The organism is Klebsiella sp. 28, assembly GCF_018223905.1.
In the GTDB taxonomy this organism is placed as follows: Bacteria; Pseudomonadota; Gammaproteobacteria; order Enterobacterales; family Enterobacteriaceae; genus Klebsiella; species Klebsiella pneumoniae.
The window spans coordinates 34,954-61,916 of the sequence record NZ_JAGRQY010000002.1; the positions used below are offsets into that span (position 1 = coordinate 34,954).

Annotated in this window: 23 protein-coding genes, 7 tRNA genes and 1 pseudogene; 5 read left to right on the forward strand and 26 right to left on the reverse strand. The window is 55.9% G+C overall.

Annotated features, from left to right (window positions below; all coding sequences use genetic code 11):
• Positions 1 to 370 precede the first annotated feature (370 nt).
• The 9 genes from KHQ28_RS00260 to miaB all read right to left on the reverse strand — a co-directional run bounded on the left by KHQ28_RS00260 (position 371) and on the right by miaB (position 9,725).
• Complete coding sequence (locus KHQ28_RS00260; protein ID WP_002894706.1) at positions 371 to 1,096, reverse strand: amino acid ABC transporter ATP-binding protein; 726 nt, start codon at positions 1,094 to 1,096, stop codon at positions 371 to 373.
• On the reverse strand, positions 1,096 to 1,770 hold the full coding sequence (gene gltK, locus KHQ28_RS00265) for a glutamate/aspartate ABC transporter permease GltK (RefSeq protein ID WP_002894707.1): 675 nt from the start codon (positions 1,768 to 1,770) through the stop codon (positions 1,096 to 1,098). The genes KHQ28_RS00260 and gltK overlap by 1 nt, the downstream gene beginning before the upstream one ends.
• Complete coding sequence (locus tag KHQ28_RS00270; RefSeq protein ID WP_002894709.1) at positions 1,770 to 2,510, reverse strand: amino acid ABC transporter permease; 741 nt, start codon at positions 2,508 to 2,510, stop codon at positions 1,770 to 1,772. The genes gltK and KHQ28_RS00270 overlap by 1 nt, the downstream gene beginning before the upstream one ends.
• Positions 2,511 to 2,674: 164 nt before the next feature.
• Entirely contained in the window at positions 2,675 to 3,586 is a 912-nt protein-coding gene (locus tag KHQ28_RS00275) for an amino acid ABC transporter substrate-binding protein (protein WP_002894712.1), read from the reverse strand.
• 354 nt (positions 3,587 to 3,940) lie between these two features.
• On the reverse strand, positions 3,941 to 5,479 hold the full coding sequence (gene lnt, locus KHQ28_RS00280; RefSeq protein ID WP_004147589.1) for an apolipoprotein N-acyltransferase: 1,539 nt from the start codon (positions 5,477 to 5,479) through the stop codon (positions 3,941 to 3,943).
• 125 nt (positions 5,480 to 5,604) lie between these two features.
• A complete protein-coding gene (gene corC, locus KHQ28_RS00285; RefSeq protein ID WP_004197606.1) occupies positions 5,605 to 6,483 on the reverse strand; it encodes a CNNM family magnesium/cobalt transport protein CorC in 879 nt (292 codons plus the stop codon).
• Between the two features lie 147 nt (positions 6,484 to 6,630).
• Positions 6,631 to 7,104, reverse strand: a complete 474-nt coding sequence (ybeY, locus tag KHQ28_RS00290; RefSeq protein ID WP_002894722.1) for an rRNA maturation RNase YbeY — start codon at positions 7,102 to 7,104, stop codon at positions 6,631 to 6,633.
• Positions 7,101 to 8,147: a PhoH family protein gene (locus KHQ28_RS00295; protein ID WP_004176871.1), complete on the reverse strand. Its 1,047-nt coding sequence runs from the start codon at positions 8,145 to 8,147 to the stop codon at positions 7,101 to 7,103. The genes ybeY and KHQ28_RS00295 overlap by 4 nt, the downstream gene beginning before the upstream one ends.
• A gap of 153 nt (positions 8,148 to 8,300) precedes the next feature.
• Complete coding sequence (gene miaB / locus KHQ28_RS00300) at positions 8,301 to 9,725, reverse strand: tRNA (N6-isopentenyl adenosine(37)-C2)-methylthiotransferase MiaB (RefSeq protein WP_002894730.1); 1,425 nt, start codon at positions 9,723 to 9,725, stop codon at positions 8,301 to 8,303.
• A gap of 179 nt (positions 9,726 to 9,904) precedes the next feature.
• Here miaB and ubiF point away from each other — a divergent pair, with 179 nt between their 5' ends.
• The gene (ubiF, locus tag KHQ28_RS00305; protein WP_032419217.1) at positions 9,905 to 11,080 is read left to right on the forward strand and encodes a 3-demethoxyubiquinol 3-hydroxylase; all 1,176 of its coding nucleotides are present in this window, start codon (positions 9,905 to 9,907) and stop codon (positions 11,078 to 11,080) included.
• Between the two features lie 119 nt (positions 11,081 to 11,199).
• Here ubiF and KHQ28_RS00310 read toward each other — a convergent pair.
• From KHQ28_RS00310 to nagB, 12 genes are all read right to left on the reverse strand, one after another.
• Positions 11,200 to 11,274, reverse strand: a tRNA-Gln gene (locus KHQ28_RS00310).
• 75 nt (positions 11,275 to 11,349) lie between these two features.
• Positions 11,350 to 11,424, reverse strand: a tRNA-Gln gene (locus KHQ28_RS00315).
• Positions 11,425 to 11,471: 47 nt separating this feature from the next.
• Positions 11,472 to 11,548, reverse strand: a tRNA-Met gene (locus KHQ28_RS00320).
• Positions 11,549 to 11,571: 23 nt separating this feature from the next.
• Positions 11,572 to 11,646: transfer RNA gene (locus KHQ28_RS00325), tRNA-Gln, on the reverse strand.
• Between the two features lie 39 nt (positions 11,647 to 11,685).
• Positions 11,686 to 11,757 (reverse strand) — tRNA-Gln (locus KHQ28_RS00330).
• Between the two features lie 23 nt (positions 11,758 to 11,780).
• Positions 11,781 to 11,865, reverse strand: a tRNA-Leu gene (locus KHQ28_RS00335).
• A gap of 8 nt (positions 11,866 to 11,873) precedes the next feature.
• Positions 11,874 to 11,950 (reverse strand) — tRNA-Met (locus KHQ28_RS00340).
• A gap of 237 nt (positions 11,951 to 12,187) precedes the next feature.
• Positions 12,188 to 13,852 (reverse strand): asparagine synthase B, encoded by a 1,665-nt coding sequence (gene asnB, locus KHQ28_RS00345; protein ID WP_002894734.1) that lies wholly within the window; start codon positions 13,850 to 13,852, stop codon positions 12,188 to 12,190.
• Positions 13,853 to 14,130: 278 nt separating this feature from the next.
• Positions 14,131 to 14,883, reverse strand: coding sequence for an HAD-IIA family hydrolase (locus tag KHQ28_RS00350; protein WP_002894738.1), 753 nt, complete (start codon positions 14,881 to 14,883; stop codon positions 14,131 to 14,133).
• Positions 14,884 to 14,999: 116 nt separating this feature from the next.
• Positions 15,000 to 16,220, reverse strand: a complete 1,221-nt coding sequence (locus tag KHQ28_RS00355; protein WP_002894742.1) for an N-acetylglucosamine repressor — start codon at positions 16,218 to 16,220, stop codon at positions 15,000 to 15,002.
• An 8-nt stretch (positions 16,221 to 16,228) separates the two neighbouring features.
• A complete protein-coding gene (nagA, locus tag KHQ28_RS00360) occupies positions 16,229 to 17,377 on the reverse strand; it encodes an N-acetylglucosamine-6-phosphate deacetylase (RefSeq protein ID WP_004223668.1) in 1,149 nt (382 codons plus the stop codon).
• Positions 17,378 to 17,490: 113 nt separating this feature from the next.
• Positions 17,491 to 18,291 (reverse strand): glucosamine-6-phosphate deaminase, encoded by an 801-nt coding sequence (nagB, locus tag KHQ28_RS00365; RefSeq protein WP_002894749.1) that lies wholly within the window; start codon positions 18,289 to 18,291, stop codon positions 17,491 to 17,493.
• A gap of 314 nt (positions 18,292 to 18,605) precedes the next feature.
• Here nagB and nagE point away from each other — a divergent pair, with 314 nt between their 5' ends.
• Together nagE and glnS are read left to right on the forward strand one after the other, a co-directional pair.
• The gene (gene nagE, locus KHQ28_RS00370; RefSeq protein WP_004147599.1) at positions 18,606 to 20,561 is read left to right on the forward strand and encodes a PTS N-acetyl glucosamine transporter subunit IIABC; all 1,956 of its coding nucleotides are present in this window, start codon (positions 18,606 to 18,608) and stop codon (positions 20,559 to 20,561) included.
• A gap of 178 nt (positions 20,562 to 20,739) precedes the next feature.
• Positions 20,740 to 22,407, forward strand: a complete 1,668-nt coding sequence (gene glnS / locus KHQ28_RS00375) for a glutamine--tRNA ligase (protein ID WP_032419216.1) — start codon at positions 20,740 to 20,742, stop codon at positions 22,405 to 22,407.
• 54 nt (positions 22,408 to 22,461) lie between these two features.
• Here glnS and KHQ28_RS00380 read toward each other — a convergent pair whose 3' ends face one another.
• The gene (locus KHQ28_RS00380; RefSeq protein ID WP_004176868.1) at positions 22,462 to 22,770 is read right to left on the reverse strand and encodes a hypothetical protein; all 309 of its coding nucleotides are present in this window, start codon (positions 22,768 to 22,770) and stop codon (positions 22,462 to 22,464) included.
• Between the two features lie 73 nt (positions 22,771 to 22,843).
• Between KHQ28_RS00380 and chiP the strand changes: the two genes are divergently transcribed.
• Together chiP and chiQ are read left to right on the forward strand one after the other, a co-directional pair.
• On the forward strand, positions 22,844 to 24,247 hold the full coding sequence (gene chiP, locus KHQ28_RS00385; RefSeq protein ID WP_004152230.1) for a chitoporin: 1,404 nt from the start codon (positions 22,844 to 22,846) through the stop codon (positions 24,245 to 24,247).
• A 47-nt stretch (positions 24,248 to 24,294) separates the two neighbouring features.
• The gene (chiQ, locus tag KHQ28_RS00390) at positions 24,295 to 24,627 is read left to right on the forward strand and encodes a ChiQ/YbfN family lipoprotein (RefSeq protein ID WP_002894759.1); all 333 of its coding nucleotides are present in this window, start codon (positions 24,295 to 24,297) and stop codon (positions 24,625 to 24,627) included.
• Between the two features lie 57 nt (positions 24,628 to 24,684).
• On the opposite strand, the pseudogene KHQ28_RS00395 reads toward chiQ, so the two are convergent.
• From KHQ28_RS00395 to ybfE, 4 genes and pseudogenes are all read right to left on the reverse strand, one after another.
• Positions 24,685 to 25,101 (reverse strand): annotated as a pseudogene (locus tag KHQ28_RS00395) (hypothetical protein); the annotation flags it as partial.
• Between the two features lie 142 nt (positions 25,102 to 25,243).
• The gene (gene fur / locus KHQ28_RS00400) at positions 25,244 to 25,696 is read right to left on the reverse strand and encodes a ferric iron uptake transcriptional regulator (RefSeq protein WP_002894761.1); all 453 of its coding nucleotides are present in this window, start codon (positions 25,694 to 25,696) and stop codon (positions 25,244 to 25,246) included.
• A 291-nt stretch (positions 25,697 to 25,987) separates the two neighbouring features.
• Entirely contained in the window at positions 25,988 to 26,518 is a 531-nt protein-coding gene (fldA, locus tag KHQ28_RS00405) for a flavodoxin FldA (RefSeq protein ID WP_002894765.1), read from the reverse strand.
• A 151-nt stretch (positions 26,519 to 26,669) separates the two neighbouring features.
• On the reverse strand, positions 26,670 to 26,963 hold the full coding sequence (ybfE, locus tag KHQ28_RS00410; protein ID WP_002894767.1) for a LexA regulated protein: 294 nt from the start codon (positions 26,961 to 26,963) through the stop codon (positions 26,670 to 26,672).

The following is a 26,963-nucleotide window of genomic DNA, read 5'->3' on the forward strand; positions in this document are numbered from 1 at the left end:
GCAATATCCATTTGTTTCATTGGTTTGGTGGCGCATCCATTATTCTGCGAGCGGCAGAGAATATTGATGGCCTTTATTTCGGCGCAGGCGAGGTCAGGCAAGAATATTATATTCAATTAATAAAATAATCATGCGACGAACCTGTTACGAGGCGTTATATGCTAGCGGCGGTGGCAATGCCGGTCCACGAATTCATTATTGAATTCTTTATGAATTGATCGATTTAATAAATAAGTTCAGCTTTTATCGCCCAGGTTTATTGGGTACGTAAATGATAGTAGCGATCATCTACCGCATAAATAACATTGGCGAATAATATGGCGGAAAAGATTAACTGCGCATACCGGGCGGTATGCGCAGAGAAAAACCATTAATGAAGTATTTTGGCGAGGAAATCTTTGGCACGCTCGGATTGCGGATTGGCAAAGAAGGCCTCTTTATCGGCATCCTCGACAATCTTCCCTTCATCCATAAAGATCACCCGGTTCGCCACCTTGCGGGCAAAGCCCATCTCATGGGTCACGACCATCATGGTCATCCCCTCGTTGGCCAGTTCGACCATAACGTCCAGCACCTCGTTAATCATCTCCGGGTCAAGCGCTGAGGTAGGCTCATCAAACAGCATGGCGATCGGGTCCATACACAGGGCTCGGGCAATGGCCACGCGCTGCTGCTGGCCGCCGGAGAGTTGCGCCGGGTATTTTTCCGCATGCGCCGCCAGGCCAACGCGCTCCAGCAACTTGAGGCCTTTCTTGCGCGCTGAGGCTTTATCGCGGTTAAGCACTTTGACCTGCGCCAGCGTCAGGTTGTCGATAATCGACAGATGCGGGAACAGTTCAAAATGCTGAAACACCATGCCGACGTGCGAGCGCAGTTTAGCCAGGTTGGTCTTTTTATCGTTAACCACGGTGCCATCGACAATAATCTGCCCCTGCTGTACCGGCTCAAGGCCGTTCACAGTCTTAATCAGCGTGGATTTACCGGAGCCTGACGGCCCGCAGACCACCACGACTTCGCCTTTTTTCACTTCCGTGGAGCAATCGGTCAGCACCTGAAAGTGACCATACCATTTTGAAACGTTTTTCAGGGTAATCATTACACAGTCCTTTTCTTCAACCAGCTGACCAACAGCGAGGCGCTGAGGCTAATCACAAAATAGACGCCGCCCGCGAACAGGATCATTTCGACCTGGGTTCCGTCACGCTCGCCAATGGTGGAGGCGGTACGGAAGAAGTCGGCGAGACTCAATACATACACCAGCGAGGTATCCTGGAACAGGACGATCCCCTGGGTTAGCAGCAGCGGCACCATGGCGCGGAAGGCCTGCGGCAGGATCACCAGCCGCATTGACTGCCAGTGGGTCATCCCCAACGCCAGCGCGGCGCTGGACTGGCCGCGGGAGATGCTCTGAATGCCGGCGCGGATAATCTCTGAATAGTAGGCGGCTTCGAACATCGAAAACGCCACCATCGCCGAGATCAGGCGAATATCCGTTTTCGGCGACAGTCCCAGCACGTTCTGCAGGAAGCCCGGGACAATCAGGTAGAACCACAGCAGGACCATCACCAGTGGGATTGAGCGGAATACGTTGACGTAGGATTTAGCAAACCAGGCCAGCGGCAGAAAGCTGGACAGGCGCATAACCGCCAGCAGGGTGCCCCAGACGATGCCGACCACGATGGCGATCACCGTAATCTTCAGGGTGATCACCAGCCCTGCCAGCAGATAGGGCATGGAGGGAACGATCGAACTCCAGTCAAAATCGTACATTATTTGCCTCCCATATTGCCAGGCAGGCGAACCTTACGCTCGACCACATACATAATCAGCATAATCACCGCGTTGATGAAAACATAGGCCAGGGTGATGGCGGTAAAAGACTCCCAGGCATGAGCGGAGTAGTCCAGCAGTTTGCCCGCCTGCGCGGCCATATCGGCCAGACCGATGGTGGAGGCGATGGCCGAGTTTTTCACCAGGTTCATCATCTCCGAGGTCATCGGCGGCACGATAACGCGGTAGGCGTTCGGCAGCAGCACGTAGCGGTAGGTTTGCGGCAGGGTCAGGCCCATCGCCAGGCCGGCGTTCTTCTGCCCGCGCGGCAGCGACTGGATGGCGGCGCGTACCTGCTCGCAGACGCGAGCGGCGGTAAACAGCCCCAGGCACAGCATGGAGGAGACAAAGAATTGAATGTTTGGGTCCAGCTCCGATTTAAACCACATGCCGATATTTTCCGGCAGGAACTCCGGCACCACCAGGTACCAGGTAAAGAACTGCACGATCAGCGGCACGTTGCGAAACAGTTCGACATAGCAGGTGCCAATGCCCGAGAGGAAGCGATTGGGTACCGTGCGTAAAATGCCGAACAGTGAGCCGACGAGAAAAGCGATGATCCAGGCCGAGATGGAGAGGGCGACGGTGATTTGAAAACCGCTCCACAGCCAGCCCAGGTAGGTAGTGTTGCCGAAGGGGGCCTGTTGCAGGAATATCCCCCAGTTCCAGTCTATTGACATACATGACTCCTGGAAAAAAAAGGGTAGCCAGTGCTACCCTCGAAGACGGTTGTCCAGCTTGTTTCGGTATTCGCGGCGGCTGGGGAACGATCAGCCGCCGTATAGTCTGTCCGTGCTGTGACAATCATCGGGAGGGCAGGATATCCCGCCCCTGGTTGTTATAATTAGTTCAGTGCTTTGTCGTTAGGTGATTTGAACAGCGCTTTCATGTCGTCCGACAGCTCGAAGTTGAGGTTAAGATTTTTTGGCGGAATCGGGTTTTTGAACCATTTGTCAAACCACTTCTCCGCTTCGCCAGAGGTCTGAGCCTGGGCGACGGTTTCATCAACCAGCGCCTTGAACGTCGGATCGTCCTTCCGCAGCATGCAGCCATAGGCTTCCTTCGACTGCGGGGTGCCGACGATTTCCCAGTTATCCGGTTTCTTCGCCTTGGCGCGTTCGCCAGCCAGCAGGGCATCATCCATCATAAAGGCCACGGCGCGTCCGCTCTCCAGGGTGCGGAAAGAGTCGCCATGATCTTTGGCGCTGATAATGCGCATATTCATTTTTTTCTCATCGTTCAGCTTATGCAGCAGGATCTCTGAGGTGGTTCCGGAGGTGACGACGACCGCTTTATCCTTCAGGTCCGGGAAATCTTTGATCGGGCCGCCTTTCTTCACCAGCAGACGGGTACCGACCACGAAGATGGTATCGGAGAAGGCCGCCTGTTTCTGGCGCTCAAGGTTGTTGGTGGTTGAGCCGCACTCGAAATCAAAGGTGCCATTCTGCAGCAACGGGATACGGTTCTGCGAGGTGACCGGGATCAGTTTGACCTGCAGATCGGGTTTGTTCAGTTTTTTCTTGATGGCATCGACGATGGCGTTGGAATAATCCTGAGAGTAGCCCACAACCTTCTGCTGGTTATCGTAGTAAGAGAACGGGACCGAAGATTCACGATGGCCGACAACGATAACCCCGTTTTTGGCGATCTTATCCAGGGTGTTCTGGCCAGCCGCCGGGGCAGCATCTTCCGCCTGCGCCAGACCAGCGGTCATTCCCATTACCAGCATTGCCGTGGCCAGTTTACGTAATTGCATATCCAACTCCTTATCCGCAGCGTCAGCGACGCTATTGATACCCATTGTGATTGTGTGTGTTGTTATTAGGGGCACGCGTCCACGTGCCGCATTTGTATGTGTTTGTTAGCATTTAGTTTGGCTTAATGTAAAGATTTTGCTGCTTTATTGTTTATTTTTGCGAAGCGCTCCGCACCAATCGGAGGCAAATATCTTCCATTGCACCAAAATAGCGCGACCACCGATCGTTTCTGGTGCAACCCGGTTGTACTGGGTCGGACGATGCCGCTACCAGGTTAAATCAAGCAATGACTGTGCCAGAGTGGCAGATGATGGGAAGAAAAAGCCGGCGACGGGCGTCGCCGGCGAAGAAACTTATCGGCGACGCTGGCGCAGGCTCATCAGCAGCGCGGCGAAACCAAACAGCGCCGTCAGCGCCCATAGCGGCCAGTTGCCGGTGCGGGCGTAAGGGGTTAAGCCGCTGGTGGGGGTCACGGTGGTGGTCAACACCTCGCGGGTAAACTGCGGGATCATCTTCTGGATCTCGCCGCGCGGGCCGATCACCGCAGTAATGCCGTTGTTGGTGCTGCGCAGCAGCGGGCGGGCCAGCTCCAGGGCGCGCATTCGCGCCATCTGGAAGTGTTGCCACGGGCCGATGGACTTGCCGAACCAGGCGTCGTTGGAGATGGTCAGCAGGAAGTCGGTGTCCGGCCGGAAGTTATCCCGCACCTGTTCCCCGAGGATTATCTCGTAGCAGATGGCCGCGGTCAGCTTCAGGTTATGTGCCATCAGCTGCGGCTGCACGTAGGGACCGCGGCTGAAGGAGGACATCGGCAGGTCAAAGAACGGCGCCAGCGGGCGCAGAATCGACTCCAGCGGTACAAACTCGCCGAACGGCACCAGATGGTTCTTGTTGTAGCGGTTGGTCGAGTCGTAGCGGTACGGGTTATCTTTGCCGAGAGTAATGATGGTGTTGTAGGTATCGTAACGGTTCTGCTTGTTGAGACGCGCATCGACAATGCCGGTGATCAGCGAGCTGTCTTTTGCGCGCAGCAGATCGTCCATCATGCTGAGGAACTGCTGCTGGTTGATCTCCAGGTCCGGGATCGCCGATTCAGGCCAGATAATCAGCTGCGAGTGGCCGATATGCGGCTGGGTCAGCGCCAGGTAGGTTTTCAGGGTATTGACCAGCTGCTTTTCGTCCCATTTCATGGCCTGTGGGATATCGCCTTGCACCAGCGAGACCTGGGTCGCGCGCGCCGGCAGCAGCTGATACCACTGGATATAGCGCAGCGGGAACGGCAGGGCGAACAGCAGCGCGGCAATCGCCAGCGGCTTCCAGTTGCGCTGGACGAGGGCCAGGGCCAGCAGGCCGCTGACTACCATCAGCAAGAAGTTAATCGCCTCGACGCCCATCACCGGCGCGAGGCCTTTCAGCGGGCCGTCAATCTGGCTGTAGCCGAACTGTAGCCACGGAAAGCCGGTCAGCACCCAGCCGCGCAGGAACTCGGTGATTTGCCAGACGACAGGGGCAGCGATAGCCATCCGTATCCAGTTAGTTTTAGGCCACAGACGGGCGAGCAGGCCGGCAAACAGGCCGGTGTAGAGCGAGAGATAGGCCGCCAGCAGAACGACGAGGAAGACGTTAACCGGGCCGGGCATTCCGCCAAACTGCGCGATGCTGACATAGACCCAGTTGATACCCGTGCCGAACAGCCCGAGTCCCCAGAAATAGCCGATCCCGGCGCTTTGCAGCGGGCGTCGGTTGAGGGTTAACGCCTGCAGACCGATCAGCGAAACGATAGCCGCTGGCCAGAAGTCATAAGGTGAAAAAGCCAGCGTTCCGCTGGCTCCAAACAACAGCGCCAGCAACAGACGTATGCGCTGGCGTTCAAGAAGAGAGGCAAATACCATTTAGGTTAATCGTCCCGTTAATTAACGCCTGCTGCTACAGGCTATTCTTTTTGCCAGCCGGACGCGGGGCACCTACAACCGTGTATGACTCGCGGTCTCCCGGCTGGCCATTTCAGCGCTACCGCTTACTCTTCCAGCTTCGGCTGGGGAGCGTCATCGGGCAGCTTTACATGCACCTGAATGATACGACGACTATCTGCCATTGCTACCTTGAATTGGTAACCATCAATGTCGATAGATTCGCCGCGGGCCGGCAGATGGCCGAAGGCCTGCATCACCAGCCCGCCAATGGTATCCACTTCTTCATCGCTAAAGTGCGTGTCGAAGGCGTCGTTGAAGTCTTCGATGGAGGCCAGGGCGCGCACCGTCCAGGTGTGGCGGCTCAGCTGGCGGAAATCGATATCTTCTTCTTCGTCGTACTCGTCTTCAATTTCCCCGACGATGAGCTCAAGGATATCCTCGATGGTCACCAGGCCAGAGACGCCGCCGAATTCGTCAATAACGATCGCCATATGATAGCGCTGTGAGCGAAACTCTTTCAGCATGCGGTCGACCCGCTTGCTTTCCGGGACGACAACCGCCGGCCGTAACACTTTTTCCATGCTGAAGGCTTCGGCGTCGCTGCGCATAAATGGCAGCAGATCCTTGGCCATCAGAATCCCTTCGATGTGATCTTTATCTTCACTGATGACCGGGAAACGCGAGTGGGCGGATTCGATGATGACATCCAGGCACTCGTCCAGCGTCTGGTTGCGTTTCAGGGTTATCATTTGTGAACGGGGGATCATAATGTCGCGGACCCGCTGGTCGGCGATATCCATTACCCCTTCGAGCATGTCACGCGTATCTTCATCGATAAGGTCGTTTTGCCCGGAATCACGGATCAGCGCCAGCAGTTCATCGCGGTTTTTCGGTTCCCCGTGAAAAAGCTGGCTGAGTAACAGGGAGAAAAATCCCTTTTTGCTGTTTACTGTGTCACTACTGTGTGAATTGTCGTCGCTCATGGCGTCGTTTGGGTTCTCATGTTGATTTAACTGTCGCTCGTCGCGCGTAAACTCAGCGCCGGACGGCATGGGTTGCCTGACTTTCTGGCAGGTAAAACGCAGAAACAGCGGCCGGATGAGGCGCAAGCACCGCCATCCGGCTGGGCGCTATTCCGCAATCTTCTCGGAAATGTACGGGTCCTCATAGCCCAGAGCAAGCATTATCTCTGTTTCAAGGCCTTCCATCTCTTCCGCTTCGTCGTCTTCGATATGATCGTAGCCCAGCAGATGCAGGCTACCGTGCACCACCATATGCGCCCAGTGCGCCTCCAGCGGCTTACCTTGCTCGCTGGCTTCCTGCTCTACCACCTGACGGCAGATGATCAGATCGCCGAGCAGCGGCATTTCAATTCCCGGCGGCGCTTCAAACGGGAAGGAGAGGACGTTGGTCGGCTTATCCTTGCCGCGATAGGTCAGGTTCAGCTCATGGCTTTCTGCAACGTCGACCAGACGAATCGTTAACTCTGACTCCTCCTGAAACGGCGGAATGACGGCGTCGACCCAGCGTTGGAAAAGGGCTTCGTCCGGCAGGCCGCTGGTCTCTTCGCAGGCCAGCTGTAAATCGAGGATCACCTGACTCATTTTTGCTCCTGTTCCTGGGCTTCGCGTTTGCGCTCGGCGGCCAGCTCTGCTTTACGTTTCTGGTCTGCGGCTTCCCATGCCTCATAGGCGTTCACGATGCGGGCGACCACCGGATGGCGCACCACGTCTTCGCTATGGAAGAAGTTAAAGCTGATCTCATCGACTTCCGCCAGCACTTCGATGGCATGGCGCAGACCGGATTTGGTGCTGCGTGGCAGGTCAATCTGCGTGATGTCGCCGGTGATCACCGCCTTGGAGTTAAAGCCGATGCGGGTCAGGAACATCTTCATCTGTTCGATGGTGGTGTTCTGGCTTTCATCAAGAATGATAAAGGCGTCATTCAGCGTCCGTCCGCGCATATAGGCCAGCGGGGCCACTTCGATGACGTTACGCTCAATCAGCTTCTCCACTTTCTCAAAGCCGAGCATCTCAAACAGCGCGTCATACAGCGGGCGCAGATACGGGTCGACCTTCTGGCTCAGATCGCCGGGCAGGAAGCCGAGCTTTTCGCCTGCCTCGACGGCCGGACGGGTCAGCAGAATACGGCGGATCTCCTGGCGCTCCAGCGCATCGACCGCCGCCGCCACCGCCAGATAGGTTTTACCCGTACCCGCCGGACCCACGCCGAAAGTGATGTCGTGATCGAGGATATTGGCGATGTACTGCGCCTGGTTCGGCGTACGCGGTTTGATTACCCCGCGCTTGGTCTTGATATTGACGGCTTTACCGTACTCAGGCACGCTTTCGGCGCTCTGCTCCAGTACGCGCGCTTCCTTGATCGCCAGGTGGATCTGCTCTGGTTCAATATCCTGAATCTGACCGCGCATTGGCGCTGTGTCGACATACAGGCTGCGCAGAATATCGGCGGCAGCGTGCACGCACAGGGCGCGACCGGTCAGCTTAAAGTGATTGTCACGGCGGTTGATCTCAATGCCTAACCGACGCTCCAGCTGTTTAATGTTGTCGTCAAACGGGCCGCACAGGGCTAACAGGCGTGCGTTATCCGCTGGCTCCAGGGTAATCTCACGAGTGTCTATGTTCAAACTATTCCTCTTTACGCAGGTGGCCGGACGCGGCGCGTGGCCGGCTAATCAGGAAATTATTTACGTCACAGGAAAATGGCGCAAGCATTGCTGTAGATATAGGGACGGAGAGAGGAATTACAAGGCCTGCCGGAACCGACAGGCCTGAAGGGATCATGGCTGGTAAATTCCCACGCCAAGATCGTTCTCTTTACGGGTGCGGGCAATCACTGATTCGGGTGATTCAGCGATACGCAGACCCATCTCCGCTTCGGTGCGCACGATTTTACCGCGCAGCGAGTTGGTGTATACATCGACGATTTCGACATCGACAAACTTACCGACGAGGTCCGGGGTACCTTCGAAGTTGACCACCCGGTTATTCTCCGTACGTCCGGAGAGTTCCATGATGTTCTTACGCGAGGTGCCTTCCACCAGGATGCGCTGTACCGTGCCGAGCATGCGACGGCTCCAGGCCATCGCCTGCTGGTTAATGCGTTCCTGCAGGATATACAGACGCTGTTTTTTGTCCGCCTCCGGCACGTCGTCGACCATATCGGCCGCCGGGGTGCCCGGGCGAGCGGAGAAGATAAAGCTGTAGCTCATATCGAAATTGACGTCGGCGATGAGCTTCATGGTCTTTTCGAAATCTTCCGTGGTTTCGCCCGGGAAGCCGACGATAAAGTCGGAGCTTATCTGAATATCCGGGCGCGCTTCACGCAGCTTGCGAATAATCGCTTTATACTCCAGCGCGGTATGGGTGCGTCCCATCAGGTTCAGCACACGGTCGGAGCCACTCTGCACCGGCAGGTGCAGGAAGCTCACCAGCTCCGGCGTATCGCGATAAACGTCGATGATATCGTCGGTAAATTCGATCGGGTGGCTGGTGGTGAAGCGAATGCGGTCGATGCCGTCGATGGCGGCGACCAGGCGCAGCAGGTCGGCAAAGCTGCCGGTGGTGCCGTCGTAATTCTCACCGCGCCAGGCGTTAACGTTCTGCCCCAGCAGATTGACCTCACGCACGCCCTGCGCCGCCAGCTGGGCGATTTCAAACAGGATATCGTCGCACGGACGGCTAACTTCTTCTCCGCGGGTATACGGCACCACGCAGTAGGTGCAGTATTTATTGCAACCTTCCATAATCGAGACAAAGGCGGTCGGCCCTTCAGCGCGCGGCTCTGGCAGGCGATCGAATTTTTCAATTTCCGGGAAGCTGATATCAACTACCGGACTGCGGTTGCCGCGCACGGAGTTAATCATCTCCGGCAGGCGGTGCAGGGTTTGCGGCCCGAAAATAATATCGACATAGTGCGCGCGCTGGCGAATATGGTCGCCTTCCTGGGAAGCCACGCAGCCGCCGACGCCAATAATCAGGTCCGGGTTCTTCTCTTTCAGCAGCTTCCAGCGGCCAAGCTGATGGAAAACTTTTTCCTGGGCCTTCTCACGAATTGAGCAGGTATTGAGCAACAGCACATCTGCTTCTTCCGCCACCTCGGTCAGTTGATACCCATGTGTCGCATCCAGCAGATCGGCCATCTTTGATGAATCATACTCGTTCATCTGACAGCCCCAGGTTTTAATATGGAGTTTTTTTGTCATTGACTTGCTCATGCTCAGTAATAGATATCCAAAACGCGGGGATATATACAGGGTGAATTTCGCATTCCAGGGCGCGTATTGTAATGCTTTGGTCGCCCCCTGACCAGTGCGAGCGTTATCGCCGCAAGAGGGCGAAAAATCCGGTAAACTTAACGGATTCTGCTTTAAGGATAATAGCCATGACAATTCACGTAACAGATGTCGCCATCGTGGGCGGCGGCATGGTCGGCGGCGCCCTGGCGTTAGGGCTGGCGCAACAGGGATTTACCGTGACGGTGCTTGAGAAAGCGGCGCCACCGGCGTTCGATCCGGCATCCGCCCCGGATGTGCGGATCTCGGCGATCAGCGCGGCTTCGGTCGGCCTGCTGAAGAGTCTCGGCGTCTGGGATGCCATACGGGCGATGCGCGTCCATGCTTATCGCCGTCTGGAGACCTGGGAGTGGGAGAGCGCGCACGTCGCCTTCGACGCCGCGGAGCTCAAGCTGCCGGAGCTGGGCTATATGGTCGAGAACAAGGTTCTGCAATGGGGCCTGTGGCAAGCGCTGGCGGCGCATGAGGCGGTTACCCTGCGCGTCGGTAGCGAACTGAAAACGATGCAGCGCGGCGAGACGCAGACGGCGTTGCATTTGCGCGAGGGGGAGACGATCCACGCCCGGCTGGTTATCGGCGCCGACGGCGCTAACTCCCAGGTGCGGGAGATGGCCGGCATCGGCGTGCACGCCTGGCAATATCAGCAGTCCTGTATGCTGATCAGCGTCGAATGCGCCGACGATCCCGGCGACAGCACCTGGCAGCAGTTTACTCCCAGCGGCCCACGCGCCTTCCTGCCGCTGTTCGACCACTGGGCCTCGCTGGTCTGGTACGACGCCCCGGCGCGGATCCGTCAGCTGCAGAGCATGACCATGGCGCAGCTCCAGCAGGAGATCGCCAGTCACTTTCCGGCGCGGCTGGGACGGGTGACGCCGCAGGCGGCCGGCGCCTTCCCGCTCACCCGGCGTCATGCGCTGCAGTATGTTCAGCCCGGCCTGGCGCTGGTGGGCGATGCGGCGCACACCATTCATCCACTGGCGGGGCAGGGGGTTAATCTTGGCTATCGTGATGTCGATGCCCTGCTGGAGATCCTGGCGGAAGCGCGCGGCCGCGGCGAAGACTGGGCCAGCCTGCCGGTGCTGAAGCGCTACCAGGCGTGGCGGCGAGCGGATAATTTTATCATGCAGTCGGGGATGGACCTCTTTTATGCCGGTTTCAGCAATGACCTGGCGCCGGTGCGGATGCTGCGTAATATTGGCCTGATGGCGGCTGAACGCGCCGGGGTGCTGAAGCGTCAGGCGCTGAAGTATGCCTTAGGCTTGTAAAACCGGCTTCCCGGGCAGGAGCGTAGCGGAGAGCGCCTGCCCGGCAGTCAGTACGGAGTAAGCATGTCAGGACGCCAATAGCAAAAAAGCCCACCGAAGTGAGCTTTTTTGCATTGAAATGGCTGGGGTACGAGGATTCGAACCTCGGAATGCCGGAATCAGAATCCGGTGCCTTACCGCTTGGCGATACCCCAATTGTCTGTTGCGCTTGACCGTAACTACGCCGGTTGAGGGCAACAGTGCGTTCACTGCTGAACGACTTTTAAATTTGGCTGGGGTACGAGGATTCGAACCTCGGAATGCCGGAATCAGAATCCGGTGCCTTACCGCTTGGCGATACCCCAACAAATTGTTTGCGGATTTATCGATGCGTATCGATACGTCCAGAATTTGGTGGCTACGACGGGATTCGAACCTGTGACCCCATCATTATGAGTGATGTGCTCTAACCAGCTGAGCTACGTAGCCTAATTGTCTTACTGCTTCTTCGATGGCTGGGGTACCTGGATTCGAACCAGGGAATGCCGGTATCAAAAACCGGTGCCTTACCGCTTGGCGATACCCCAATACCGTCGCGGTGAACCGCAAATATCGAAGAAATATGACTGGGGTACCTGGATTCGAACCAGGGAATGCCGGTATCAAAAACCGGTGCCTTACCGCTTGGCGATACCCCATCCGTACAACGCTAACTGGTGAATGGTGCGGGAGGCGAGACTTGAACTCGCACACCTTGCGGCGCCAGAACCTAAATCTGGTGCGTCTACCAATTTCGCCACTCCCGCAAAAAAGATGGTGGCTACGACGGGATTCGAACCTGTGACCCCATCATTATGAGTGATGTGCTCTAACCAGCTGAGCTACGTAGCCATCTTTTTTTCGCGTAACCTTATCGGCGTTGCGGGGCGCATTATGCGTATTGGGCCTGCGAGCGTCAACCTCTTTTTCAAGGAAAATCGTTGTAATGTGACTGTTTGGTTAGGTTGCGAACAGCTCGCTGGAATATTCGGCAATTATTGGTTATTTATCGTTTTTCAGCGGTATAAATCCGGCAAAAAGAAAACGGACCCCGGAGGGTCCGTTTTGCGTTTCACCGCCCGTCTGGGCTTATTTGTAGGCCGACTGGTGGACACCGACCGCGCGGCCTGATGGATCGTTCATGGTTTTGAACGCTTCATCCCACTCAATGGCTTTCGCTGAAGAGCAGGCCACCGACGGACCGCCAGGGACGCACTCCGCCGCGCTCGGCAACGGGAACAGCTCTTCGAAGATCTCGCGGTACAGATAGCCTTCTTTGGAGGTCGGCGTGTTGTACGGGAAGCGGAAGCTTGCGGTTTCCAGTTGCTGGTCGCTGATCTGTTTGGCGGCCACTTCTTTCAGGGTATCGATCCAGCTGTAGCCGACGCCGTCAGAGAACTGCTCCTTCTGGCGCCAGGCGACGCTGGCCGGCAGGTAGGATTCAAAGCATTCGCGCAGAATGTGTTTTTCCATTTTGCCGTTGCCGCACATCTTATCCTGCGGGTTAATGCGCATCGCGACGTCGAGGAACTTCTTGTCGAGGAACGGCACGCGGGCCTCCACGCCCCAGGCGGACATCGCTTTGTTGGCGCGGGCGCAGTCAAACATATGCAGCGCCTGCAGCTTACGCACCGTCTCTTCGTGCAGTTCTTTGGCGTTCGGCGCCTTATGGAAGTAGAGGTAGCCGCCGAACACTTCGTCCGAACCTTCGCCGGAAAGCACCATTTTGATGCCCATGGCTTTAATTTTCCGCGACATCAGGTACATCGGCGTCGAGGCGCGAATAGTGGTCACATCGTAGGTTTCGATGTGATAGATAACGTCGCGGATGGCATCCAGCCCTTCCTGGACGGTAAAGTGAATTTCGTGGTGCACGGTGCCGAGGTGGTTGGCCACCTCCTGCGCCGCTTTCAGGTCAGGAGAGCCTTCCAGACCGACCGCGAAAGAGTGCAGCTGTGGCCACCAGGCTTCGCTACGCTCCTGATCTTCGACGCGACGGGCGGCGAATTTCTTGGTGATAGCCGAGATGACCGATGAATCAAGACCGCCGGAGAGCAGCACGCCGTAAGGCACGTCGGACATCAGGTGGCTTTTCACCGACTCTTCCAGCGCCTGGCGCAGCTCGTTCTTATCGGTAACGTTGTCTTTCACCGCGTCGTAATCAAACCAGTCGCGCTGATAGTACTGGCGAATTTCGCCGTCTTTGCTCCACAGGTAGCTGCCCGCTGGGAACTCTTTAATGGTGCGGCATACCGGCACCAGCGCTTTCATTTCGGAGGCGACATAGAAGTTGCCGTGTTCGTCATGGCCCATATACAGCGGGATAATGCCGATATGGTCGCGGCCAATTAAGTACGCGTCTTTTTCGCTGTCGTACAGGGCGAAGGCGAACATTCCCTGCAGGTCGTCGAGGAACTCCGGGCCTTTTTCCTGATACAGCGCGAGGATCACTTCGCAGTCGGAACCGGTCTGGAACTGGTAGCGATCGCCATACTCCGCGCGCAGCGCCTGGTGGTTGTAGATCTCGCCGTTAACGGCCAGCGCATGGGTTTTTTCGGCGTTGTACAGCGGCTGGGCCCCGGCGTTGACGTCGACAATCGACAGGCGCTCGTGCGCCAGAATCGCTTTGTCGCTGGCATATACGCCAGACCAGTCCGGACCGCGGTGGCGCATCAGGCGGGAAAGCTCCAACGCCTTTTTACGCAGCTCGCCTGCGTCAGTTTTAATATCCAGTACGCCAAAAATAGAACACATAGCCTTCTCCATTACCCTGTCGTGTTTGATGTTGTGCTGGCTTCGTCTCGTGGCGAAGCCTGAGTGCGTGCTTAAGAAAATGCCGTAAAGGGGGAGCAGGCGCAAGGGTTTTGCGGCCGGAAAAAGAAAAAACGCAACCGTGATTGTTGAACAGTGAAAAAAGAGTATCTTTTGAACGGCTTTATTGAGGAATTCGTATTTATAGGCCGTTTTTATTAGATGGGGTAATTCTGAAGGGCGCTAGAAATGAAAAACCACGTCCTGCGACGTGGTTGGCATCAGAAAATATCGATTTCCGCGACGGAAGGGTAAATCCACGACGGGCGGAACGGCATGCTGTCGATATCGTCGAGGGTGGAGACGCCGGAGAGCACCAGAATAGTCTCCAGCCCCGCCTGGAAACCGGCCAGTATATCGGTGCGCAGGTTATCGCCGACGATCACCGTCTGCTCGGAGTGAGCCTGCATTTTATTCAGTGCTGAACGGATGATCCACGGGCTGGGTTTGCCGACGTAAAACGGCTTACGGCCGGAGATCTTCTCGATCCCGGCGCACAGCGCGCCGCAGGCAGGGTAGAAGCCGCGACCGTGCGTATCCGGGTTAGTGGCAATGAAGCGGGCGCCGTTGGCGACGAAGAAGGCGGCCTTATGCATCATTTCCCAGTTAAAGGAGCGAGTTTCTCCGACGATGACAAAATCCGGGTTCACATCGGTAATGGTAAAGCCGGCTTTGTACAGCTCGTGGATCAGCGCCCCTTCTCCCACCACGTAGGCTTTTTTGCCTTCCTGGCGACGCAGAAAATCGGCGGTGGCCATCGCTGAGGTGTAAAAGGCGCTATCCGGAACATCAATTCCAGCGGTGGCGAAACGGTTCGCCAGATCCTGGCCGGTTTGCGACGGGTAGTTGGTCAGCATTACCAGCGGCATGCCTTTATCGAGGATGCGCTTGATAAACTCGGCTGCGCCGGGAACGGCGACGTTATCGTGCATCAGTACGCCGTCAATATCACAAATTATGTTTTGAATGGTCATGGTGGGTCCAGAATCATTAACAAAGACGAAACTATACGCGTCATCGATGAGGTTTCACACCTCTGACGGGCGAGGCCCGCCCGTATCAAGGTGACGCGCTATCAGAAAAGGGGCGATTAGCTCTCAAGCAAACGCTGCAGCAGCGTGCCATTAAGCATGGCGCGTTTGACCAGCGCGAAGGCGCCGATTGCAGAGCGGTGATCGAGGGTGGAGCGCACCACCGGCAGGTTCTTACGAAACGCCTTAAGCGCCTGGGCGTTAATGCAGCCTTCGATGGCCGGAAGAAGGACCTTTTCAGCTTCCACTATTTCGCCGGCGACGACGATTTTTTGTGGGTTGAACAGGTTAATGGCGATGGCGATCGTTTTCCCGAGGTGGCGCCCCACGTACTCAATCACCTCGCAGGCCAGGGCATCGCCCTTGTTGGCCGCTTTGCAGATAGTTTTGATCGTGCAGTCATCCGGCGTCAGACGGCTCTGGTAGCCCTGCTCCAGCAGGTGGCGAACCCGCTGTTCAATGGCGGCATTGGCCGCGACGGTCTCCAGACAGCCGAAGTTGCCGCAGTGGCAGCGTTCGCCCAGCGGGTCGACCTGAATATGGCCAATTTCGCCGACGTTGCCGTTGCGGCCGATAAAAATGCGCCCGTTGGAGATAATCCCCGCCCCGGTACCGCGGTGCACGCGCACCAGAATGGAGTCTTCGCAATCCTGGCTTGCGCCAAAATAGTGCTCGGCCAGCGCCAGGCTGCGGATATCGTGGCCAACAAAGCAGGTAACGTTGAAGCGTTTCTCCAGCGCCCCGACCAGGCCCCAGTTTTCCACCGCAATGTGCGGCATATAGCGGATCACGCCGCTTTCCGGGTCGACGAGGCCCGGCAGGATCACTGAGATAGCGATCAGCTCGCGAATTTTGCGCTGACAGTTTTCGATAAAGGTGGCGATGATATTCAGCAGGGCGTGTTCCAGCGTTTCCTGGGTGCGCTCGGGCAGCGGGAAGTGCTCCTCTTCCAGGGTCTTGCTGCTTAAATCATACAGGGTCAGAGTGGCGTCATAGCGGCCAAGCCGCACGCCGATGGCGTTGAAGTTGCGGGTTTCTGCAATGATAGAGATAGCGCGGCGGCCACCGGTGGAGGCCTGCTGATCGACTTCTTTGATCAGGCCGCGCTCAATAAGCTGACGCGTGATTTTGGTCACGCTGGCAGGGGCAAGCTGGCTTTGTTCGGCTATCTGAATGCGCGAGATGGGCCCATGCTGGTCAATCAGGCGGTACACGGCCGCGCTGTTCAGTTGTTTTACGAGGTCAACGTTACCAATTTGAGCTTGTCCGCCTGCTGTCATACTTTTACTTACTCAGTGACGACCTCGTTACCATTAACGATGGTCTTGGTGATTTTATAATCGCGTGTAAAGGCGGTCAGGTTAGCGACCATGCCCGGCGCAATGCTGCCGAGCTGCTTGTCCACGCCGATAGCGCGCGCAGGATAGAGCGTCGCCATGCGCAATACTTCGTCCAGTGCCACGCCGCAATGCTCAACCAGATTACGCACCCCTTCAATCATGGTCAGCGAAGATCCGCTGAGGGTGCCGTTTTCATCTACGCACAGCCCATTGCGGTAGTATATTGTTTTCCCGGCAAAAATGAACTGGTCAATATTCGCCCCCGCCGGCGCGGTGGCGTCGGTGACCAGGCACAGCTTGTCGCCTTTCAGGCGCTTGGCGTTGCGCACGTTGGCGTAATCGACGTGCATCCCGTCGACGATGATACCGCAGTAGACATCCGGCTCGTCAAAAATCGCCCCGGCAAGACCCGGTTCGCGGCCGGTAATGTACGGCATCGCATTATACAGGTGGGTGGCGAAGGTAATGCCCGCGCGGAAGCCGACTTTCGCCTCTTTCAGCGTGGCGTTGGAGTGGCCCGCGGAGACAACGATCCCGGCGGCGACCAGTTTGCGGATCACTTCTGGCTCAACGCGCTCAGGGGCGAGGGTCACTTTGGTGATCACATCGGCGTTGTCGCACAGGAAATCGACCAGCGCCGCGTCCGGTTTACGCACGTAGTCCGGATTGTGGGTGCCTTTCTTAACGATATTCAGCCACGGCCCTTCGAGATGCAGGCCCAGCGCCTGGTTCGGATGTTTTTGCAGATATTCGCGCATCACGCGCACGCCTTGCTTCATCAGATCGTCGCTGGAGGTAATCAGCGTCGGCAGGAAGCTGGTGCAGCCTGAGCGTTCGTTGGCCTTCTGCATGATCTCCAGCGTTTCGACAGTGACCGCCTCTGGGCTGTCGTTAAACTGCACGCCGCCGCAGCCGTTGAGCTGGACGTCGATAAAACCGGGGGCGATTATTGCGCCGTTGACTGAGCGCTGCTCGATGTCAGACGGCAAATCTGCCAGCGGACAAAGACGTTCGATAAAGCCATCAGCGATAACAACCGCATGGTCATCGAGAATTTCATGACCGGTATAAACCCGGCCCTGGGTTAATGCATACATTACGACCCCCGGTATATACGCCTCATCAGGTCAGCGTTCGTTCGTTTGCCGCCGGCATGATGGTGCGTACAAAGAAAAAGATGATCCCGCGCCAGGGCGCGGGAAGGACTACATTACAGACCTTTAATATTTTCAGCTTCTAATTCGTTGAAATATTTCAGCGTCTTCACTTTCAGCTCCATGGTGGACGGTTCGTCGCAGACGATCACCGCCTTCGGATGCAGCTGCAGACAGGTAATAGTCCACATGTGGTTGACGTTACCTTCTACCGCCGCCTGCAGCGCCAGCGCTTTCTGATGACCCAGCACCAGAATCATCACTTCTTCTGCGTCCAGCAGGGTGCCCACGCCGACGGTCAGCGCATATTTCGGCACCAGATCCACATCGCCGTCGAAGAAGCGGGAGTTCGCTACGCGGGTTTCATGGGTCAGGGTCTTAATACGGGTGCGGGACGCCAGAGAAGAGGCCGGTTCGTTAAACGCGATATGACCATCGTTGCCCACGCCGCCCATGAACAGGTGGATTTTACCGTAGGAACGAATTTTTTCTTCATAGCGACGGCATTCCGCATCGATGTCCGGCGCGTTACCATTCAGCAGGTTGATATTTTCTGCCGGAATATCAACGTGGTCAAAGAAATTACGGTGCATAAAGCTATGATAGCTTTCCGGATGCTCTTTCGGCAGGCCAACGTATTCATCCATGTTAAAGGTGACGACGTGCTTGAAGCTAACCTGGCCTGCTTTATGCATTTCAACCAACGCCTTGTAGGCGGTCAGCGGGGTACCACCGGTTGGCAGACCCAGGACGAACGGACGGTCCGCGGTTGGTTTAAATGCATTAATGCGGTTAACGATATGGCGGGCAGCCCATTTACCGACCTGCTCAGCGGTTACCAGGGGAATCAGTCTCATTCTTCACCTCTATAGTCAAAGTAGATTCTGGCGGATTGGCGCCAGCACTCTAAGGAGAGTATTGCAGCAACTGCGCCGACCGGGGTCAATCCGTGTTGATTTTTTTAATGATAAAATAAGTTTTCGTTGTTAGCCAGTGCAAGGGAGGAGGGAATACGATATTTGGTGATAATTATCACAAAAAATACCCGTTTAATTTGCGATACGAATTAATTTTTCACACACTTTGCCGGTAAGTGATAAAACCGACCTTGTTACACAATAAAAAAGTGGCTTTGAAATGAGCCTCATCGGGGTCTCATAGGGGGAATAAGATGAATATTTTAGGTTTCTTTCAGCGACTGGGTAGGGCGTTGCAGCTCCCTATCGCAGTGCTGCCGGTCGCGGCATTGCTGCTGCGTTTCGGGCAACCAGACCTGTTGAATGTACCCTTCATCGCGCAAGCGGGTGGGGCGATCTTCGATAATCTGGCGCTGATCTTCGCAATTGGTGTGGCATCAAGCTGGTCCAAGGATAACGCCGGTTCTGCGGCGCTGGCCGGTGCGGTAGGGTATTTCGTGATGACCAAAGCGATGGTCACCATCAACCCGGAAATCAATATGGGCGTGCTGGCCGGTATCATTACCGGTCTGGTGGCAGGGGCGGTATACAACCGCTGGGCCGGCATCAAGCTGCCGGACTTCCTGAGCTTCTTCGGCGGCAAACGCTTCGTGCCGATCGCCACTGGCTTCTTCTGTCTGATCCTCGCGGCGATCTTCGGCTACGTCTGGCCGCCGGTGCAGCACGCTATCCACTCTGGCGGCGAATGGATCGTCTCCGCAGGGGCGCTGGGTTCCGGTATCTTTGGTTTCATCAACCGTCTGCTGATCCCAACCGGTCTGCATCAGGTGCTGAACACCATCGCCTGGTTCCAGATTGGTGAGTTCACTAACGCCGCTGGCGCTGTGTTCCACGGCGACATCAACCGCTTCTACGCCGGCGACGGCACCGCGGGGATGTTCATGTCCGGCTTCTTCCCAATCATGATGTTTGGTCTGCCGGGTGCGGCGCTGGCGATGTATCTGGCGGCGCCGAAAGCGCGTCGTCCGATGGTAGGCGGTATGCTGCTGTCCGTGGCCATCACCGCGTTCCTGACCGGGGTAACCGAGCCGCTGGAATTCCTGTTCATGTTCCTGGCTCCGCTGCTGTACCTCCTGCATGCGGTGCTGACCGGTATCAGCCTGTTCATCGCAACGGCGCTCGGGATCCATGCGGGCTTCTCCTTCTCCGCAGGTGCAATTGACTACGTGCTGATGTACAGCCTGCCGGCCGCCAGCAAAAACGTCTGGATGCTGCTGGTGATGGGCGTGGTGTTCTTCTTCGTCTACTTCCTGCTGTTCAGCGCGGTGATCCGCATGTTCAACCTGAAAACGCCGGGTCGTGAAGACAAAGCCGCTGACGTGGTAACGGAAGAAGCCAACAGCAACACTGAAGAGGGGCTGACCCAGCTGGCGACCAGCTATATCGCCGCGGTGGGCGGAACGGACAACCTGAAAGCCATTGACGCCTGTATCACCCGTCTGCGTCTGACCGTGGGCGATTCGGCGAAGGTGAACGACGCCGCCTGTAAACGTCTCGGCGCGTCCGGGGTGGTGAAACTGAATAAGCAAACCATTCAGGTTATCGTCGGTGCGAAAGCAGAGTCTATCGGCGATGAGATGAAAAAAGTGGTTACCCGCGGCCCGGTAGCGGCAGCGGCAGCCGCACCGGCTGGCAACGTCGCCACCGCAGCGCCTGCGGCTAAACCGCAGGCGGTAGCGAACGCGAAGACCGTTGAGTCGCTGGTTTCGCCGATTACCGGTGACGTGGTGGCCCTCGAGCAGGTGCCGGACGAAGCCTTCGCCAGCAAAGCCGTCGGCGACGGGATCGCGGTGAAACCGACCAGCAACATCGTGGTGGCCCCGGCCGCCGGTACCGTGGTGAAAATTTTCAACACTAACCACGCGTTCTGCCTCGAAACCAACAACGGTGCGGAAATCGTCGTTCACATGGGTATCGACACCGTGGCGCTGGAAGGCAAGGGCTTCAAACGTCTGGTTGAAGAGGGCACGGACGTGAAGGCGGGTGAGCCGATTCTGGAAATGGATCTGGACTTCCTCAACGCCAACGCGCGCTCAATGATCAGTCCGGTCGTCTGCAGCAACAGCGATGACTACAGCGCGCTGGTGATACTGGCGAGCGGTAAGGTCGTTGCTGGCCAGACGCCGCTGTATGAGATTAAAGGCAAGTAAGGCTCCTGAGTCGAGTTTTTGCCTCAGCGGCGAAGGGAAACCTTCGCCGCTTTTTTTTCCAGCAATCGGCCCCATAATCCTCTTCTGATACCTATTTTACGTAACTAATAGTTGTCACTACGCCCTGCTTGTAAGATCATGTGCCGTTATACGTTGTTTACGCTTTGAGGAACCCGTGATGAGTGAGGCAGAAGCCCGCCCGACTAACTTTATCCGTCAGATTATTGATGAAGATCTGGCTACCGGTAAACATACCACCGTTCACACTCGCTTCCCGCCGGAGCCGAACGGTTATCTGCACATTGGCCATGCAAAATCCATCTGCCTGAACTTCGGCATCGCCCAGGATTATCAGGGCCAATGCAACCTGCGTTTCGATGACACCAACCCGGTGAAAGAAGATATCGAATACGTTGAGTCGATTAAAAACGACGTGCAGTGGTTAGGTTTCCACTGGTCCGGGGACGTATGCTACTCGTCTGATTATTTCGATCAGCTGCATCAGTATGCGGTTGAGCTGATCAACAAAGGTCTGGCCTATGTTGATGAACTCTCTCCTGATGAAATTCGCGAATACCGCGGCACCCTGAAAGCGCCGGGTAAAAACAGCCCGTATCGCGACCGCAGCGTGGAAGAGAACCTGGCGCTGTTTGAAAAAATGCGCAGCGGCGGCTTCGAAGAAGGCAAAGCCTGCCTGCGCGCGAAGATCGATATGGCGTCGCCGTTTATCGTGATGCGCGATCCGGTGCTGTACCGCATTAAGTTCGCTGAGCATCATCAGACTGGCAACAAGTGGTGCATCTACCCGATGTACGACTTCACCCACTGCATCAGCGATGCGCTGGAAGGCATTACCCACTCGCTGTGTACCCTGGAGTTCCAGGACAACCGCCGCCTGTACGATTGGGTGCTGGACAACATCAGCATCCCGGTGCATCCGCGTCAGTACGAATTCTCGCGCCTGAATCTCGAATACACCGTGATGTCCAAGCGTAAGCTGAACCAGCTGGTGACTGAGAAGCACGTGGAAGGCTGGGACGACCCGCGTATGCCGACCATCTCCGGTCTGCGTCGTCGCGGCTACACCGCCGAATCCATCCGCGAGTTCTGCAAGCGCATCGGCGTGACCAAGCAGGACAACACCATCGAGATGGCGTCGCTGGAGTCCTGCATTCGTGAAGATCTGAACGAAAACGCCCCGCGCGCGATGGCGGTGATCGATCCGGTGAAACTGGTTATCGAGAACTATCCGCAGGGCGAAAGCGAAATGGTGATGATGCCGAACCATCCGAACAAGCCGGAAATGGGCAGTCGTGAAGTGCCGTTCAGCGCCGAAATCTGGATCGATCGCGCGGACTTCCGCGAAGAAGCCAACAAACAGTACAAGCGTCTGGTGCTGGGTAAAGAAGTGCGTCTGCGCAACGCCTACGTCATCAAAGCGGAACGCGTGGAGAAAGATGCCGAAGGCAATATTACCACCATCTTCTGCACCTACGATGCCGACACCCTGAGCAAAGACCCGGCCGACGGCCGCAAGGTCAAAGGCGTGATCCATTGGGTAAGCGCGGCGCATGCGCTGCCGGTAGAGATCCGTCTCTACGATCGTCTGTTCAGCGTGCCAAACCCGGGCGCGGCGGACGATTTCCTCGCAGTGATCAACCCGGAATCGCTGGTGATCAAACAGGGGTACGCGGAGCCGAGCCTGGCGCAGGCCGAAGCCGGTAAAGCTTACCAGTTTGAGCGTGAAGGCTATTTCTGCCTCGACAGCCGCTATGCAACCGCAACCAGTCTGGTGTTCAACCGCACCGTCGGGCTGCGTGATACCTGGGCGAAAGCGGGCGAATAACATTTCTTTTCTGTCAAAGCGTCGCTCCCAGCGGCGCTTTTTTTTGTTTCAGAATCAGCTAATTAAACTTTTCATTTTCGCGATGCGAATTAATTCTGTTTCTGCGTGGTAATAAATAGCGCTTCTGATGTTTCCTGTCACATACAAAAAACCAATGTAATCGCTTTCAATGATTGCGTTTTTCCCTGATTTTGCAATGACTTCCATAACAAAATCATCAGAGATAAGACTGTAACAAAACGACATAAAATATGTGCGCTTTGTCATAATCTTAAGCTTTGCCTCACGAAAAACATTGATAATTCGCGCCACGAAAAATAGTCTATCTACAGTGGTTTCGCGGTCTTTTTTACCGCCCCACATTTTGCAGTTTTATTTATTTTTTAGCGATTGACCGCTGGTCTTCGCCTTTTAAAACGTCAAAGAGGATATGCACATGCGTACGTTTAGTGGCAAACGTAGTACGCTGGCGCTGGCTATTGCCGCCGTCACCGCGATGTCGGGCTGGGTTGTGGCTCCACAGGCCAGCGCAGCAGGCTTTATCGATGATTCAACCTTAACCGGCGGTATCTATTACTGGCAGCGTGAGCGTGACCGTAAAGATGTGACCGACGGCGACAAATACAAAACCAACCTTTCCCACTCTACCTGGAACGCCAACCTGGACTTCCAGTCCGGCTATGCCGCCGATATGTTTGGCCTTGATATTGCCGCGTTTACCGCGATTGAAATGGCGGAGAACGGCGATAGCGGTCACCCGAACGAAATTGCCTTCTCGTCACGTAACAAAGCCTATGACGAAGACTATTCCGGCGATAAGAGCGGCATCAGCCTGTATAAAGCCGCAGCGAAATTCAAATATGGTCCGGCGTGGGCACGTGCGGGCTATATCCAGCCAACCGGCCAGACTCTGCTGGCCCCGCACTGGAGTTTTATGCCAGGTACCTATCAGGGGGCGGAGGCCGGGGCTAACTTCGACTATGGCACGGCGGGCGCGTTAAGTTTCTCCTATATGTGGACGAACGAGTATAAAGCGCCATGGCATATCGAGATGGACGATTTCTATCAGAACGATAAGAAGACCAAAGTCGATTATCTCCACTCCGTCGGCGCTAAATATGATTTCAAAAATGACCTGGTGCTGGAGGCGGCATTTGGTCAGGCTCAGGGCTATATCGATCAGTACTTTGCTAAAGCCAGCTACAAGTTTGACGTCGCCGGCGCGCCGCTGAGCACCAGCTACCAGTTCTACGGCACCCGCGATAAGGTCAGCAACGGCGGGGTCAACGACATCTATGATGGCACCGCATGGCTGCAGGCGTTAACCTTTGGTTATAAGGTGGCGGATGTCCTGGATCTGCGTCTCGAGGGAACCTGGGTGAAGGCTGATGGCCAGCAGGGCTACTTCCTGCAGCGTATGACCCCGACCTACGCCTCTTCCAATGGTCGTCTCGATATCTGGTGGGATAACCGCTCCGACTTTAACGCCAACGGCGAAAAAGCGGTCTTCTTTGGCGCGATGTATGACATGAAAAACTGGGATATGCCGGGCTGGGCGTTCGGCGCGTCTTATGTCTACGCCTGGGATGCGAAGCCGGGCCGAATGTCCTCTCCGGATGCGTACTATGACCCTGACTATCGCCTGAAAGAGTCGGCCTATAGCCTGGATGCAATGTATACCGTACAGGAAGGGCGGGCGAAGGGCACCCTGTTCAAACTGCACTTTACCCAATACGACAACCATTCCGATATTCCGAGCTGGAGCGGCGGCTACGGCAACATCTTCCAGGATGAGCGCGACGTGAAGTTCATGGTTATCGCCCCGTTCACTATTTTCTGATGCCTGCGCGGCGGGCGTGAGCCTGCCGCACCTCTGGGAGAACGACAATGAAAAAAATGCTGCTTATTGCCATGATGGCAGCGGGCCTGGTGGCCTGCACCACGTCGCCGGCGCCGAAAGAAGACACCAAACTGAAAGATGCCTATAGCGCCTGTATTAATACGGCGGAAGGGAATCCGGACAAGATTGAAGCCTGCCAGAGCGTACTGAATGTGCTGAAAAAGGATAAACAGCACCAGCAGTTCGCCAACCAGGAGAGCGTTCGCGTCCTGGATTACCAACAGTGTATTCAGGCCACCCGCACCGGCAACGATCAGGCGGTGAAAGCGCGCTGCGATCAGATCTGGAAGGAGATCCGCAGCAATAATACGACCCATTAAATCAGACGACAGCGGCAAACGGGCGGGGCATATCTCCGCCCGTTTGTTTTTTTTGCGCTGACTCTCCGCCGGCTGATAGCCGCGGCTCAGCCGCACGAACAGTAGCGCGGTGGCAATGAATCCGCACAGCGCGGCGCACATTAGCCACCAGCCCGGCGGGCTTTTATCGCCGGTGAGCTCGACCAGTGCGGTGGAAATAGCTGGCGTCAGGTCGCCGAAAATGGCAGTAGCGAGACTAAAGGCCAGCGAAAAGCCCACGGTGCGGACGTGTACCGGCATCACTTCGGTAAGCGCCGCGACCATCGCGCCGTTATACATGCCAAAGAAGAACGAGAACCATAGCAGGACCAGCGTCATACGGGTGAAATCGGGCGCGACGGTGAGCCAGTGCATCACCGGCCAGGTAGTGAGCAGGGCCAGCACGGTAATGCCCATCAGCACCGGACGACGACCGATCCGATCAGAGATCGCCCCGCTGGCGAAGTTCCATATCAACTCTCCGGACAAAGCGGGGATGAGGAAAGTCACCCCAGGGGCGTGTGCGGGAAGGGTGCCAGAGGCGCCCATAAAAAAGCCAACCGGCAGGTTGGCTTTTCAGTCTCAGCGAAACGGGGAATTATTTTTCCACCGCGTCGTGGGCGTGTTCGTCCTCGCGGCAATCCCCTTCCGCACAGTGACCGTACAGATATAAACTGTGGTTGGTCAGGCGGATGCCGTGGCGGGAGGCAATTTCACGCTGGCGTAATTCGATCGAGTCGTCGCTGAATTCGATCACTTTGCCGCAGTCGAGGCAGATCAGGTGATCGTGGTGATGCTGCTGGGTCAGTTCGAAAACGGATTTTCCGCCTTCGAAATTATGACGAGTCACGATGCCGGCGTCATCAAACTGGTTGAGGACGCGGTAAACGGTCGCCAGACCGATCTCTTCGCCCATGTCGATCAGGCGTTTATATAAGTCTTCCGCACTGACATGATGGTTATCCGGTTCCTGCAGCACTTCAAGGATTTTTAGTCGAGGAAGTGTGACTTTCAGGCCAGCCTTCTTTAATGCGGTATTGTTGTCAGTCATGCGGAATCTGTCCTGTTGCTAAACGATCTACTTCCTTCAACGGAAGTCATACAGAAATTAACCCGACGTAATGCGTCTCATTATAGAACTGCCACTGGTAAATGAAAACTGCAAGCATCAGGCCTGGTTTGCTGTCAAAAACGAGGCACCAGCTACAAACTGCGTCACGTGCCTCGTAGAATCAGAGGACATTGTACAGATATGTGATTAAAAGTTAAAAACTTGTAGCTATTAGTTTGATTGCTTTTGTCTATTAATGCGACGCAACCCAATGATTGCGCCGCTTAATCATCAGGCGTTTTTGATTTCTTCGAGGTGCAGCTCTTCGGCAACCTGCTTCACCCATTTCTCAACGCGCTCGTTGGTCAGCTCCGGCTGGCGGTCTTCATCAATGGCGAGGCCGACGAAGTGGTCGTCATCCGCCAGGCCTTTGGAAGCCTCAAAATGATACCCCGCCGTTGGCCAGTGACCGACGATGGTCGCGCCGCGCGGCTCAATGATGTCGCGGATGGTGCCCAGCGCGTCGCAGAAGTATTCTGCGTAATCTTCCTGGTCGCCGCAGCCGAACAGCGCCACCAGTTTGCCATTGAAGTCGATCTCTTCCAGCGTCGGGAAGAAGTCATCCCAGTCACACTGCGCTTCACCGTAGTACCAGGTCGGGATACCGAGCAGCAGGATGTCGTGGGCTTCCAGGTCTTCTTTGCTGCTTTTGGCAATGTCGTGAACATCAGCAACATCTTTACCAAGCTGCTTTTGAATCATTTTTGCAATATTTTCGGTGTTGCCGGTGTCGCTGCCAAAAAAGATGCCGATGATTGCCATGAGTAAAATAACCTCTTGAAACTTAAATGATGTGGTAGGGACGCAATGCCCATAGATAACGGCAATCATAGCAGAACAGGCAAGGGCGCGGAAACAGCAATCACGCCCGACTGCACACTCTGCTACATGAATGCGGGTTTTTCGCGGAAAGTTAGACTTTTCCCTGGCTGCGCAGGGCGGTTAACTGGGTCATCAGCATCTCTTCAATGAGATCGCTGCGGCTCATATTACGCGCTTCCGCCAGCTCGTTGAGCGCATCGACCGCATCGGCGTTGAGTTTTAACTCCACGCGCTTCAGCCCGCGAACCTTATCGCGTTTCAGCTGGTTACGTTTGTTGATGCGCAGTTGTTCATCGCGCGACAGCGGATTGGTTTTCGGTCTTCCCGGGCGACGCTCGTTTGCGAACAAATCTAATGTCGTACGGTCCGTTTGTTCTTTTGCCAT